9 protein-coding genes and 2 pseudogenes are annotated in these 13,399 nt (G+C 70.1%); 7 read left to right on the top strand and 4 right to left on the bottom strand.

The window, feature by feature from the left end; genetic code table 11:
• A pseudogene (locus tag OO48_RS37870) lies at positions 1-89 on the top strand (IS5/IS1182 family transposase); the annotation flags it as partial.
• A 51-nt stretch (positions 90-140) separates the two neighbouring features.
• Here the strand turns inward: OO48_RS37870 and OO48_RS32615 are convergent.
• The gene (locus tag OO48_RS32615; protein ID WP_051733316.1) at positions 141-1,184 is read right to left on the bottom strand and encodes a terminase large subunit domain-containing protein; all 1,044 of its coding nucleotides are present in this window, start codon (positions 1,182-1,184) and stop codon (positions 141-143) included.
• A gap of 248 nt (positions 1,185-1,432) precedes the next feature.
• Between OO48_RS32615 and OO48_RS40875 the strand changes: the two genes are divergently transcribed.
• The 3 genes from OO48_RS40875 (at position 1,433) to OO48_RS32605 (ending at position 3,774) form a co-directional block, all read left to right on the top strand.
• Complete coding sequence (locus OO48_RS40875) at positions 1,433-1,561, top strand: hypothetical protein (RefSeq protein ID WP_280842449.1); 129 nt, start codon at positions 1,433-1,435, stop codon at positions 1,559-1,561.
• A 137-nt stretch (positions 1,562-1,698) separates the two neighbouring features.
• Positions 1,699-2,628: an alpha/beta hydrolase gene (locus tag OO48_RS32610; protein WP_033222951.1), complete on the top strand. Its 930-nt coding sequence runs from the start codon at positions 1,699-1,701 to the stop codon at positions 2,626-2,628.
• 144 nt (positions 2,629-2,772) lie between these two features.
• On the top strand, positions 2,773-3,774 hold the full coding sequence (locus tag OO48_RS32605; RefSeq protein WP_033222949.1) for a PLL family lectin: 1,002 nt from the start codon (positions 2,773-2,775) through the stop codon (positions 3,772-3,774).
• Between the two features lie 144 nt (positions 3,775-3,918).
• On the opposite strand, the gene OO48_RS32600 is transcribed toward OO48_RS32605, so the two are convergent.
• On the bottom strand, positions 3,919-6,162 hold the full coding sequence (locus tag OO48_RS32600; protein WP_033222947.1) for a tetratricopeptide repeat protein: 2,244 nt from the start codon (positions 6,160-6,162) through the stop codon (positions 3,919-3,921).
• A 399-nt stretch (positions 6,163-6,561) separates the two neighbouring features.
• Here OO48_RS32600 and OO48_RS32595 point away from each other — a divergent pair, with 399 nt between their 5' ends.
• On the top strand, positions 6,562-7,623 hold the full coding sequence (locus OO48_RS32595) for an alpha/beta fold hydrolase (protein ID WP_033222945.1): 1,062 nt from the start codon (positions 6,562-6,564) through the stop codon (positions 7,621-7,623).
• Positions 7,624-7,877: 254 nt separating this feature from the next.
• The gene (locus OO48_RS32590) at positions 7,878-8,270 is read left to right on the top strand and encodes a DUF2255 family protein (RefSeq protein WP_033222943.1); all 393 of its coding nucleotides are present in this window, start codon (positions 7,878-7,880) and stop codon (positions 8,268-8,270) included.
• A 32-nt stretch (positions 8,271-8,302) separates the two neighbouring features.
• Here the strand turns inward: OO48_RS32590 and OO48_RS32585 are convergent, their stop codons facing one another.
• Positions 8,303-11,062, bottom strand: a complete 2,760-nt coding sequence (locus OO48_RS32585) for a helix-turn-helix transcriptional regulator (protein WP_033222941.1) — start codon at positions 11,060-11,062, stop codon at positions 8,303-8,305.
• Between the two features lie 466 nt (positions 11,063-11,528).
• Here OO48_RS32585 and OO48_RS32580 point away from each other — a divergent pair, with 466 nt between their 5' ends.
• A complete protein-coding gene (locus OO48_RS32580) occupies positions 11,529-12,917 on the top strand; it encodes an IS1380 family transposase (RefSeq protein WP_033222939.1) in 1,389 nt (462 codons plus the stop codon).
• 343 nt (positions 12,918-13,260) lie between these two features.
• Here OO48_RS32580 and OO48_RS40415 read toward each other — a convergent pair.
• A pseudogene (locus OO48_RS40415) lies at positions 13,261-13,399 on the bottom strand (tyrosine-type recombinase/integrase); the annotation flags it as partial.

Below are 13,399 nucleotides of genomic sequence, written 5' to 3'. Positions count from 1 at the left end.
ACCGCCGCTACGAACGCAAGGGCACCCACTTCGCAGCCTTCGCCACCATCGCCGCCACCCTCATCTGCCATCGCAGAATCACCAAATGAGATGGCTTCTTAGTAGGACGGCGAGGAGGCAGCACCGAACAGGAGCTCCTCCTACCGGCGGCCTCGTAGGCGGCCGTCGTCCATGCCCTGCCCGAGGGTGTCGGCCTGGCCGCCGCCCGCTAGTTCGGTGAGGCCGTGGACTGCGGCGTCCATCCGGTCGGGGCTGTTCATGCCGGCCACCCAGGTCACCATCTGCCCTTCCAGCTCGGCGAAGTGGCCGACGTGGTGGACGCGGCCCTGGTCGTAGAGCTGTGCCACGGGCTCGGCCCGCAGCCGCTTGCCGACCTTCGCGTTGACTTCGACGATCATCGGCATCAGCTGGCCGCGGGTCTGCCCGTCGCGGGCGAGCTGGTCCCATGCCTGGGAGACGACGGACTTGGCCATGTTGCCGCCGTAGTTGGCCTCGACCACCATGGCGTCCGCGCGCAGTGACAGGGCGAGCCGGCACGCGGTGAGGCCCCAGTCGTTCGCGCCGAGGGTGCCGGACTTGTCGGCGAGCACGTACAGGTGGTCGTCGTAGTCGGCGCCGAGGCCGACGATGCCGGTCTCGTCGTTGACGGTGGAGTCGCCGCCGGACGGGTCGACGGCGACGACGACCCGGGCCAGCTCGATGGAGGCGAACTCGACCGGGGTGAGCCGGTGCTTGTCGATCCAGGCCCGCTGCCACACCCCGCCCTCGACGGGGCGGGGCTTCTGCTGGAACAGGCTCCACCACACCCGCTCGCCGACGGCGCGCCGGATCGCCGCCAGGGCCTTGCGCCCGTACCGGGCGGGCCACAGCGGTTCGCCGACCTTCCGGCCGAGCGCGTCATCCTCGCTGTCCGCGATGGCGGGCAGGTCGATGATCGTCCAGTCGGAGGCGGTCTCGCCGGCGAGAATCCGCCCGGCGAGGTCGTCTTCGTGCCAGCGGGTCTGGATGACGACCACGGACCCGCCCGGCTCGACGCGGGTGAGGAGGACGGCCTGCCACCACTCCCACAATCTGCGTCGCATCGTGGGCGATTGGGCGTCGGCGTCGTCCTTGATCGGGTCGTCCACCACGGCCAGGTTCGCGCCCTTGCCCGTGAGGCCGCCGCCGACACCGGCCGCGAACAAGCCGCCCTCCTTCGAGAGGATTCGGCGGCGAGCTTCCGGCCGACGGTCAGCGGGTCGGCGCCGGCCAGGCGCAGTTCGACGGCGTCCGCCCGCCGCTGGGCGATGGCGGCGCGCTGAGCCCGGGTGGGGCGGGGCATGGACGCTGGTCCTCCAGGAATGCGCCCCCGCGCCACCCCCCATGATCGCATTGCCTCCCCGGGGCCTACTACGCGATCGGGTTCGCACCCACATGGGTAGGAGACCCGACCATGTTCGGAGGCGGCCAGCGCCGACTCGTCTCCATGGCCCTGGGCCTGCGCGGCACCCGGGCGTTGGAGCGGCCCGCGATCATCCGCGCGTTCGCCGACTTGGTCCGTGGCAGGCCTGCAGTCGGATGACTGAAGCCCTGCGCCGCAGTCGTGAACAACAGTTGAGCCGAAGGTGCCGGTCAAGCGATTGGTCGGGCCCCTTTGTCGCCCCTGAAAGAAACGCCCGCACCGTGGAACGGCCGGGAAAATGCGAGGAGATTCTGCTCATGGCAAGGACCGAAGTCACATTCGACAGTGCCGGCATCACAATCGCGGGACATCTGTATGTCCCTGATGCCCCAGCCCACGGCGGGTACCCGGCATTGGTGGTCGGTCATCCGGGCACCGGGGTGAAGGAGCAGACCTCGGGTACTTACGCACAGCTGATGGCCGACCGCGGATTCGTCGCCCTGGCCTTCGACGCCGCCTATCAGGGGGAGTCGGGCGGTCTGCCGCGCGGGCTGGAGGACCCTTCCCAGCGGGTGGAGGACTTCAAGGCCGCCGTTTCCTACCTCACCACCCGTGCGGAGGTCGATCCCGGGCGCGTCGGCCTGCTGGGCATCTGCGCGTCCGGCGGCTACAGCCTGGCCGCTGCGGGCGGCGACCACCGGGTCAGGGCCGTCGCCACCGTGAGCACCGCCGAACCCGCCCGCCAGTTCCGCCTCGGCGCCGACGGGACCCAGGATCCGGCGGTCTTCCGGTCCTTGCTGGCGGCCGCTGCCCGGGCCCGCTCGGCCGCGGCCCGCGGTGAAGACCCGGGGGCCATGACGATGTTCCCCGAGACCGCCGAACAGGCCGGTGCGCTGGGAGGGCAGCACGGCATCGAGGGCTTCGAGTACTACTGCACCCCGCGCGGCGAGCACGAGCGGTCGGCGAAGTTCCTCGCCTGGGAGAGCATCGACCGGATGGCCTTCCACGACGCCTTCTTCGCGGTTCCCCTGATCGGTCCCCGCCCCATCCTCCAGATCATCGGCGAGCGTGCCGTCACGGCCTGGATGGCCGTCGAGGCCCACCAGCGAGCAACCGGCCCCAAGGAAATCCACTGGATCGAGGGCGCCAGCCACGTCGACCTCTACGACAAGCGCGAGTACATCGACCCCGCCGTCGACAAGCTCACTGACTACTTCACCGACCACCTCGTGGGCAGCGCCGCATGAAGTCCGGTGCGGCTGCCGTCCCGCGGCAGTCAATCCGCACTCGCCGACACGAGTGGCCCTTCCCCCAGCGGTGCTCGGGATATTCCGGGCCGCCGTCTCCACTGCACAACGAACTTTGACCACTACTTGACGAAAGGCAGGACCGTGCATCTCCTCGCGCAGCGGTGGCGGCTGCTCACGGTCGCGTTCATCGCGGCTGTGTCCGTCCTCTTCTTCTCGAACAACGCGGCTTTCGCTGCGGAGCCCGGCGAAAGCAACGGCTGGACCCAGGAGATCGAGAACAACGTGCAGGTCTACTCGGACGGCGACATGTCCGAGGCCCGCGACCCCAACCTCAACACTCTGGTACAGGTCTGGCACGGCTGGACCGACAACAACGTCTACATGGCCGTCAACCACGGCAGGCCCGTCCAACTGCCCAACGCCTCGACGTACGTCACCCCGGTGGTGGCATTCGACCGCACAAGCGGCAGTTCCTCGGTGTTCCGCGTGTTCCACACCGGGACGAACGGGTACGTCTTCTACTCGAACGTCACCGTCAGCAGCAACCTGGTCGCGCCTAGCCTCTGGTACCAGGTGCCCAGAGACGTGCGCACGCCCAACAACAGGTCGGTCTCGGTGACTTCCCTGCCCAGCCGTGGGATGCTCCTGGCCTACCGCGGGCAGGACAGCGACAACATCTACGGTGTCTTCTACAGCGCCGGAAACGACTTCTGGGATCTGCCGGTGGCGATTCCCAACGCGACGAGCGACTCCTCGCCTGCCCTTTCCTACGAGCCAGAAGCCCAGATCATCGTGCTGGCGTGGCGAGGCACGGACAACCAGGTGAACATCATCCGCCAGACCTACGGTTCCGGGAGCTGGTGGGGCTGGGATCTTCTGTCGGGAGTGCTGACGGATACCCAGCCGGCCGTCGCGATGACGAACAACGGCAGGGGGCAGGTGGCTATTCGCCAGCAGGGGAGCCAGCGAATCCAACTGGCCTCGATCTACGCCAACGGGGGCTGGTACGGGTACTGGAGCGCCGAGGTCAACGGGTTCATCGGCCGGTACGGCCCCGTCCTGGTGGCGTACGCCGCGACGGTCTACCTCCTCGCCACCAGTGGGAACGGCGGAGTCTGGTGGAAGCAGTCCCGGCAGTTCTGACATCCGGTGAAGTGAACGCGCCACCATGACAAGGCCGGGCGGGCCCGGAGACCACAGTCTCCGCACCCGCCCGGCCGCGACCTCGCCGCCCGCGGCTTTCCCTTTCGGCACCAGCGGGCCTTGTCGAATGCCGTTCTCGTGTGATCAGCGGCTATCCGGGACGGCATCCGCCTTGGCGCGGAAGTCTGCGGCACGTGCGACGCGGAGCTGGGTGAACAGTTCTGCAGCCCGGTCCCAGCTCGTTCGGGCGTCCTCGCTGGCACCAAGTTCCAACTGGACGGCGGCAAGGTTGTCCAGGGCTTCCGCCTGGTTGTAGCGGTCGTGCAGTTCTTCGAAGATGCGCACCGCCTGACGGTGGCCGGCGATGGCCTCCTCGAGGTGGCCCAGGGACTGCTGGGCGTAGGCGACGGTGCTGTGGGTCGCGGCTTCGTAGCGTCGGTCCCCGACCTTGCGCAGGAGGAGGAGCGCCTCCTCGCACCGGGCGACTGCTTCTTGGTGCCGACCGAGTTGAACGAGGCGCCAGCCCGCGTCGGCGAGGGCGCGTGCGGCCTCGCCGTGCTGGCCGAGGCTACGGGCGGTCGCCAGGGCGTTCATCGCGTGCCGCAGGCCCTGGTCTGGGCGTTCGAGGTAGAGGTACACCCAGCTGACATCCCGTTCGGCACGCGCCCGGTATTCGGCAGGCAGCCGGTCCAGGTACCGAAGGATATGAGCAAAGGGTTCTTCGACCTCCTCCAGGCGTCCGGTCTCGATGAGGGCACGCACGAGATGGTGACCGCTTCTGTTGACGGCGAGGGGGTCGTCGAGTTCGAGGGCGGCCGCAAGGGCGGCGCGTGAGGCTTCGATCTCCTGGCTCCAGCGCCCCTCCACCTCGTTGTAGGCCGCCCATTGCAGCGCGAGGTCCAGGCGGCGGCGCAGCAAGGCAGGTCCCGTACAGGAACGCTGGACGAGCGCCAAGGTGGGTTCTTCCTGCTCGTACCAGTCGAGCGCCTCCTCGTGGCTGTCGAGGGCCACGTGCACGGCTCCCGGAACCGGATCACCGATCGGTATGTCCGTGGAGTGGGGCAGGAGCCGCTTGGCTGCGCGGGCGTTGTGGCAGAGGTAGTCGAGCAGTCGGGTCTGAGCGGAGAGGCGGTCGTCGTTCTCCTCGTCGAGGAGTTCGGACCCGTAGGCACGCAGGAGGTCGTGCAGGATGTAGCACCCCCGGGAGTCCTGGGAGAGGAGGCCCGCCCCGGTGAGGTCACGCAGGTGGCGCCGGGCTGCGGGCATCCGCACGCCTGCCACGGAGGCCGCGGCTTCGGCGGAGACCGCCGGTCCTGGGTGGACGGCCAGGTGGCGGAAGAAGCGTGCCGTGTCCGGCTGGAGCGCCCGGTAGGAGAGGGCGAAGATGCCGCGGACATCGGCTCGCCGGTCGTCGGCGCAGAACGCATCCAGGCGCGGGTAGGTGCGGCGCAACTCGCGTACCGCCGAACTCAGCGTCATGCCAGGGCTCGCGCTGAGCCGGGCGGCCATGACGGCGACCGCCAGCGGCAGGCAGCCGCACAACTGGACCAGTTCGGCCGCGGCCGACGGCTCGGCCCCACACCGTCCGTCCCCGAGCCTGGCGGCCAGCGCGGCCAGCGCCTCGGCCTGCGTCCACACGTCCAGACCGACGAGGGCCGCCCCCTCGGTGGCCGCCAGGGCGGCGAGCCGGTTGCGCGAGGTGACGATCGTCAGACACCCCGGGGACGCCGGCAGGAGGGGCCGTACCTGTTCCGAGCTCCTGGCGTTGTCGAGGACGACGATCATCTTCCGGCCCGAGGCCCGCTCCCGGAACAGCGCCCCGCGCTCCTCGGCGCCCGGCGGGATCTCCTTGCCGGCCACACCGAGTGCGCGCAGGAAGCCTCCCAGCGCGTCCGCGGGATCCAAGGGGTCGCGCGAGTCCTCGAAACCGCGCAGATTCACGTACAGCTGGCCGTCCGGGAAGCGGTCGGCCACCCGGTGCGCCCAGTGCACGGCCAGAGCGGTCTTGCCGACCCCGGCCATGCCGCCGATCGCCGAGATCACCACATGGCCGCCCCGGGCGAAGGCGCGGTCGGTGTGGTCGAGGACGACGGCGAGTTCGGCCTCGCGACCGCGGAAGGCCGCCAGGTCGGGCGGGAGCTGCTGCGGGACCTGCACGGTGTGCCGCAGCGAGGCCTGCACGAGGTGGCCGCGGGCGTCCTCCTCCAGTTCCAGGACGTCCATCAGCTCGCTGAGCGTGGCGGGGCGCGGCAGGCTCCTGCCCCGCTCCATGTCGCTGATCGCCCGCACGCTCACCCCGGATGCCTGCGCGAGGCCCTCCAGAGTGAACTGCCGCCGCTGGCGGGCCTCGCGCAGCAGCCTACCGAACCTGTTCCTGTCGTTGGTCACGACCGAAAAGCTAGCAATCGATCACTGCTCCGCTCCCCGGGCCGAGGATCTCCGCGATCTGGACCGGGACACCGGCGCATCGCACGGGCAGATCGGAAGCCGGCCGAACGACCTTCGGCCCCACTGCGGGCTGCTGCGACGCGGCCCTGGCAGCTGTGCCGAACAGCATGCGGAAGATCCCGAAAGCCTGCCCGTCGTCCCGTGCTGACCGTCATGTGACTGATGTTCCCAAGCCGCAGGACGCGGCAGAGTGCAGGTGCCGGGCAGGTGCACCGATCTCGCCGTCGGTACCCGGGCACACGGGGCGAGCCGTCGGCCGCCACCGCTCCGCGCACCTGAGCACGTTCCGGCGCTCCCCGCCCCGAGCGGGGCGCATTCGCTTCTCTCGAAAGGCATCACATGATCGACAGGCGTGGTTTCACCAAGGCCCTGGGGCTGGGCGCCGGAGCGGCCGCCGTCTCACTGACCGGTCTGCAGGGCACTTCCGCCGCCGCGCCCACCTCGGGCCGGACCGGCAACGCCCCGGTCGTGCCCACCCTCACCCCCGGTACCCACACCGTCTTCCCGCTCCTGAAGCAGGTCCAGGCCGGGCTGCTCGACGTCGGCTACGCCGAACTGGGGCCCGCCCACGGACCGGTGGTCCTCTGCCTGCACGGCTGGCCCTACGACATCCACAGCTACGTCGACGTGGCCCCGCTCCTCGCCGACCTGGGCTACCGCGTGATCGTTCCCTACCTGCGCGGACACGGAACCACGCGTTTCCTGTCGCCCCGGACCTTCCGCAACGGCCAGCAGTCGGCTATCGCGCTGGACATCATCGCGCTGATGGACACACTCCGGATCGACCGGGCGGTCGTGGCCGGCTTCGACTGGGGCTCGCGGACCGGGGACATCCTGGCCGCCCTGTGGCCCGAGCGGGTCAAGGCCCTGGTGTCGGTGAGCGGTTACCTCATCACCAACCGCCAGGCACAGCTGGAACCGATCGCACCGGCGAGCGAGCACACCTGGTGGTACCAGTACTACTTCGCCACCGAGCGCGGCAGGAAGGCCATGGAGCGCGAGGACCTCCGGCGCGACCTGACCCGGTTCGTCTGGCAGACGGTCTCCCCGACCTGGAACTTCGACGAGGCCACCTTCGCGCGCACCGAGGCCGCCTTCGACAACCCCGACTACGCCGCGGTCGTGATCCACAACTACCGCTGGCGGCTCAGCCTGGCCGAGGGGGAGCGCCGCTACGACCGCTACGAGGACCGGCTGGCCCTGAAGCCGGCCATCGGCGTACCGACCATCACCCTCGACCCCCTGCTGGACCCGTTCACCGCTCCCGGCGATGGCTCCGCCTACCGCGCCATGTTCACCGGCGCGTACGAACACCGGTCGCTGCCCGGCATCGGCCACAACCTGCCGCAGGAGGCGCCCACGGCGTTCGCCCAGGCAGTGGTGGACGTCGACCGCTTCTGAACAGGACCGCGGAGGGGCGGTCACGGGCGCCCCTCCGGCACGGCCCCGTCCTCACGGCGGGAGGGGCCCACCCGTCCGATCCGTAGTCGATGCCGTCCAGGCGCGCGGCGGCCCACGGGAAGCGGCAGCACCGCGTCCTGCGTCTGTACGGTCCCTGCCCCGGAGTCCGGTTGCTCCTCGAACGAGGCCCTGCGCGTCCTCTCCTCGTGAACGGCAACCAGTTCCCACCCCAACCGAGTTCCGGAGGTCTGCCCGTGAACGCTGACTGGACACCCGCAGAACTGTCCCTGTTCGAAGACGCCCGCTCGCTCGTCCTGAGCGCCGGGAGCGACGGCTACCCCGGTGTCGAGGTCGGCATGGTCGTCGTGCAAGGGGCTCTCCTCGTCCGTGCCTGGCGGGGCACAACGTCCCAGTGGTACCGGGCGGCCCGGGAGTTCGGCTGCGGCCGGGTGCGGGTGGGAGCCATGGACCGCGAGGTTCTCTTGGAGAGCGGGCACCATCGGCGGACCGTGGCGATCGACGCCGCCTACCGTGCCAAGTACGGAGCCGTAGCCGCGCTCCTCACCGGCACGGGCGCGCACGCGGCAACGCTCCGGATCAGTCCGGTGTCCAGGGCCCCGGAGCACGAGGACCTGCTCCCTGCCTGATGCCCCGCGCCACCAGCACGACAACAGGCCGGCTAAGCCTCGGCGCCTGCCGAGATCCCACTGAGCGCGTCACGCAGCGCCGCGCGGGAGGAGACCCCCAGCTTGGGGAACGCCCTGTAGAGATGGGAACTGACGGTACGGGGGGAAAGCTTCACCCGTTCCCCGATCTCCTTGTTGGTCAGACCGCTGGCGGCGAGGTCGGCGATCCGGTGTTCCTGCCAGGTCAGCGCCCCCAGGTCTATGGCGGATTGCTGAGCGGGCACTCCGCAGGCACGCAGTTCAGAGAGCGCCCGTTCGACCCATGCCGCGGCGCCGAGCCGTTCGAAGGCTTCGACGGCCTGCCCCAGAAGCGGTCGTGCCGCCTTGGGCCTGCGACTGCGGCGCAGCCTGGCACCGTGGGCGAGACGGATGCGCGCCAGTTCGAAGGGGAAGTCGGCGGCACCGGGATGGGCCTCGGCACGATGGAACATCTTGGCAGCCTCGTCGTCGTCCTCGGCCGTCATGGCCAGCACGCCGAAGGTGGTCAGGGCCAGGCGGGGTGAGACGTCCGGCAGGCCTGCCGTCTGCGCAGCCAGGGCGTGTTCACGGGCCTGCCGGGCCCGGCCGGTGTGCAGGGCGGCTTCGACGAGGTCGAGCAGCGTTCGGGAGGCTTGGTGCGCGCCGGGTTCGAATGTGCCGGGCCGGGTGATACCGACCGCGCAGCGGTAGGCGGCCTCGTAGTCCCCCTCGCTCAGAGCGGCGGTGGTTCCCACCGTGCCGGTGATCTGGGTGAGGAAGCCGATCCCGCGGGTACGGGCCCACTGGTCGACGACCGCCTGCAGTTCGCGGGCACGGCCCAGGTCGCCGCGCAGTGCCGCAAGGAGAGCTAGGTAGGCGCGGCTCTGGTAGGCGAAGAGATGGTGTCCGTGAGCCGTCGCGAGGTCCAGCACGCGCTGGCCGGTTCCCTCGGCCGCCTCCCACTGCCCCGAAGCCGTCTGATCGAGCATGACCAGGTGCAGCATGGTCATGCCGTTTGCGGCGGCCCCTGAGCGCAGCTCCCGCTCCGCTCTGCGCGGAAGTTGGGAGCGGTACTGGTTGAGCGCGTCGACGTGGTAGGCGGCGACGCCGAGCCGGGTGATGTCCCACGGATCCAGGTCCGAGTGCGCGGCGCTTGCCCGTGCGATGCGCTCGTGGACCCCGGTTCCTCGGCGCACTACGTCGCTCCAGGCGTCCTGGTAGATCCGCGACTTCACGGGCAGCAGGGAGCCCAGGGAGTCCAGCAATGGGTGGGTGCGCCCCCACGCTTCGCCGCCGGCGTACTGGCTGATGGCCAACAGGAGGTTGACCAGCCGAATCAGTTCCTCGCCCGGCCACGCGGTACCGCTGTCACGAAGCCGTTCAATGGCCGCCGCCACTTGGCGGTGGGACGAGTGCACATCGCCGTCCTCGTACAGCGCGGTGTAGGCAGCCACCAAGACAGCGGCCGTCGACCCGGCTCCGCTCGGCACCCGGTCGATGTCGATAAGACGTTGTGCCTGACCGAGCAGACCGGCGTGTCCGGCGACGAACGCCGCATCCCCAAGCCTGCGGGAGCGGTCTTCGACGGCCCCGCTCAGTTCTGCCGCACGGGTCAGCCAGGTCACCGCCGCCCCCGCGCCGCCGCGCCGGGTCGCCGAAGCGGCGGCCCGCTCCAGCGCGGCGGCGGTTTCTTCGTCCGGCCCCACGGCAGCGGCGGCCAAGTGAACGGCTCGCCGCTCGACGTCGTCCTGGTGCACCCGTGCCAAGGCCGCGTGGGCAGAGCGCCGTTCGTCGGGACTTGCCGCCCACACGACCGCCGACCGTACGAGCGGATGCCGGAAGACGGGCTCGCCCGTAAGCGGGTCCAGATCCAACAAGCCTGCCGCCACGGCCACACCGACATCCCTCATGCGGTAGCGCGCGGCGCGGACACGGCCGGGCCCGGCTCCAGCCTCGACACCGTCCAACGCCCCGCGCAGCAGTTCCGCCCGCAGCATCGGCGTCAGGAATGCCAGACGCGCCCCGTAGACCTGCCGGAAACGGTCAGGGAGGGGAACGACGTCACAGCCGGGGGCCCCCTCAGCCCAACTGCCGGCACCTCCGACGAGGTAGGAGGGCAGCTCCAGGAGAGCAAGCGGATTGCCTTGGGCCTCGCCGAGGACCCGTCGGCGCATCACCGGGCCCAGGTGGGGGTGGTGCGCGTCGATCAGCTGCTCCGCAGCGTGCCCTGACAGAGGCAGCACCGGCAGTTCGGGAAGGTCCGCTGGGTCGAAGCCAGAGACCCTCTCGGGACGCAACGCGACGAGGAGCTTCACTGCGGTGCTGGCAAGGCGGCGGCCAACGAACCCGCAGATCTCGGCACTGTCCGGGTCGAACCACTGACCGTCGTCGAGTATCAGCAACAGGCGTGCCGACGAGGCCGCAACAACGATCAGGTCGAGGACCGCGGTCCCCAGCGCCATGACGGACGGAGCCTCCTCCCCGCTCTGCCCGAAGACCACGTCGAAGGCGGTCCGGTGCGCCCCCTCCAGGCGCTCGGCGTATGGGAGCAGCGGGTAGAGCAGTTGGTGCAGCCCGGCGAAAGGCAGCTGCGACTCCGCTTCGACACCGACCGCTCTGACGACCCGGTACCCCGCGCTCCCCGCCTGCCCAGCAGCGGATTCGAGCAGGGCGCTTTTGCCCACTCCCGTCTCGCCGCTGAGCACGAGGACCCTGCCCTCAGCCGAGGCGACGAACGAAGAGAGGACCGACTGTTCCAGTTCGCGGCCCACGATGGACGGCGCGAAAGACTCCACGGCGCTGACGCTTCCTTCCCGGACGAACCGGCTCGAACCGGCGCTGTAGTGTGTCGGCCCACTCCCGGCGCTCCGCTTCGCGACCGGGCGTCTAGGACCTATGCTGCCCCGCAGATCCCGAGGGATCCCCTGTGAGGCCGGACGAGGAAGCCATCAGCGGTCGATGCCGCCGGCTGTCGCTCTTCGCGACACCAACCTCCCAGCCGGACCGTTCACAGACCAGGCAGTTGAAAGGCAGTTCGACAGGCAGAGACAGCCCTACGCCCACACGTTCCGGACACTCACCGCCCACCTTGAGCCTGCTCACCACGGAATATCTGCCGATTCTGACCGCAGTCTCACTGAGCCCGGATCCACCGGGTGATCTGCACGGTGGAGCGACGCCCGAACGAAGAGATGCCTTGTGACCTGCGATGATGTGAGTTCTCTACGCTCCATCACGCACGATCAGCAAGGCATCTCTTAAGTGCAATCCTCTCACGGCCCCGCGGCCGTCTCCGCCGTGTTCGACGAGCCGAACCTGGTCGCTGATGCCGGGCTCGTCCCGCTGGTCCACCTGGCCGAGCGGCTCGGCCTGCCCGGCTTGGTCGCCGACCGGGTCCGGATCGACGGCCCGGCCAACAGTTCCGGGGCGAACCCGGCCGCCAAGGCGATGAGCCTGGCCGCGGCGATGTGCGCCGGGGCGGACTCGATCGACGACACCGACCGTCTCCGGCACGGCGCGATGAACAGGCTGTTCGGCGGCGTGCGGGCCCCTTCGACCCTGGGGACGTTCCTGCGCGCGTTCACGCACGGACACAACCGCCAACTTCACGCCGTGCATCGGGAGTTCCGCGCCCGGCTCGCGGCATCCACGCCGCTGCTGCCCGGCGCGGACCAGGTGGCGTTCGTCGACGTGGACCCGACCCACCGCCGCGTCTACGGCCACGCCAAGCAGGGCGCCGAGGTCGGGCGCCTCAAGGGCCAACGGACGCTGCACCCGATCCTGGCCACGCTGTCGACACCGCTGGCCCGGCCGGTGATCGCGGCGGTGCGGCTGCGGCGGGGCAAGGCCGCCGACGCCCGGGGCGCCGGCCCGTTCACCGGTGAGGCCCTGGCCGCCGCCCGGCAGGCCGGCGCGACCGGCACCGTCGTGGTCCGCGCGGACAGCCAGTTCTACAACGCCGACGTCGTGGCGGCCTGCCGCAGAGCCGGGGCCCGCTTCTCGCTGACCGTCCGGATGAACCCGCACGTCGCCGCAGCGATCAGCCGCATACCCGAGACAGCGTGGCAGGCGATCCGCTACCCGGACGCGTTCGTGGACCCCGACACCGGCGAGCTGGTCTCCGACGCCGAGGTCGCCGAGATCGAGTACACCGCGTTCACCAGCCGGAAGAAAGCCGAGCACGTCACCGCCCGCCTGATCGTGCGCCGAGTACGCCGCCTGAATGCCGAAGTCGCCGCCGAGCAGGGCGAGTTGTTCACCGCCTGGCGCTACCAGCCGGTCTTCACCGACAGCCCCTTCCAGATGCTCCAGGCCGAGCACCAGCACTGGCAGCACGCCACGATCGAGCAGGTCATCGCCGACGGCAAAGGCTCCGCGCCGGCTCACCTTCCCTCGGGATCGTTCCAGGCCAACGCCGCCTGGCTGACCCTGTGGGCGATCACCCACAACCTGCTGCGGGCCGCCGGAGTACTCGCCGGGACCTTCCACACGAAGGCCACCACCGCCACGATCCGCGCCCACCTCGTCCACGTCCCGGCCCGAATCGCCCGCACTGCACGGCGGTTGACGCTCCACCTGCCCACACGCTGGCCCTGGCGGCACAACTTCACCGACCTCTTCGACGCCGCCCACCCACCGCCGACACGCTGACCACCCGACCACCGCCCGCGAGGGCCCGACCAGGACAGACGTGGAAAAGCTGGGCAGACCAGCCGGCACCCCACACCCTCCAGTCGGGCATCAGCCCCGCGCGCCCGAAACGATCACTCCGCAATCACGCCGGTGGATTCGGGCTGAACGTCTCGCTGTCCTGGCTGTACCGGGAAGCGACAGACGTGGGCCTGGTCCCCTACAGGTTCGGGCGAGGCCGGAACGCCAAGATCCAGTTCAAGGTGTCCGAGGTGAATGCCTGGATCAAGCAGCAGCGCCTCTCCGGGTGACCGGCGGGGGTCCTGACCGCCACTCACGCAGGGCGGCCAGGACCCCCGCCGTTTCAGGCCGCGAGGCCGAGGTCGAGGATCTCGGCAGCCCGACCGATCGAGCCGGGCATGAGGTGCCGGTAGGTCTTGAAGGTGATCTCGATGCTGCGGTGGCCCATCCACTCCGCGACGTCGGTGATCGGGATGCCGCGG

The organism is Kitasatospora phosalacinea, from assembly GCF_000716545.1.
Taxonomy (GTDB): domain Bacteria; phylum Actinomycetota; class Actinomycetes; order Streptomycetales; family Streptomycetaceae; genus Kitasatospora; species Kitasatospora phosalacinea.
The sequence above is the reverse complement of the archived record's forward strand: the minus strand, read 5'-3'. Positions and strand labels throughout refer to the sequence as shown.

What these genes read in the sequence shown, in the direction of transcription:
- OO48_RS32610 (WP_033222951.1), top strand. Translation starts at nt 1,699, where the DNA reads ATGGCAAGGACCGAAGTCACATTCGACAGTGCCGGCATCACAATCGCG.
- OO48_RS32595 (WP_033222945.1), top strand. Translation starts at nt 6,562, where the DNA reads ATGATCGACAGGCGTGGTTTCACCAAGGCCCTGGGGCTGGGCGCCGGA.
- OO48_RS40875 (WP_280842449.1), top strand. Translation starts at nt 1,433, where the DNA reads ATGTTCGGAGGCGGCCAGCGCCGACTCGTCTCCATGGCCCTGGGCCTG.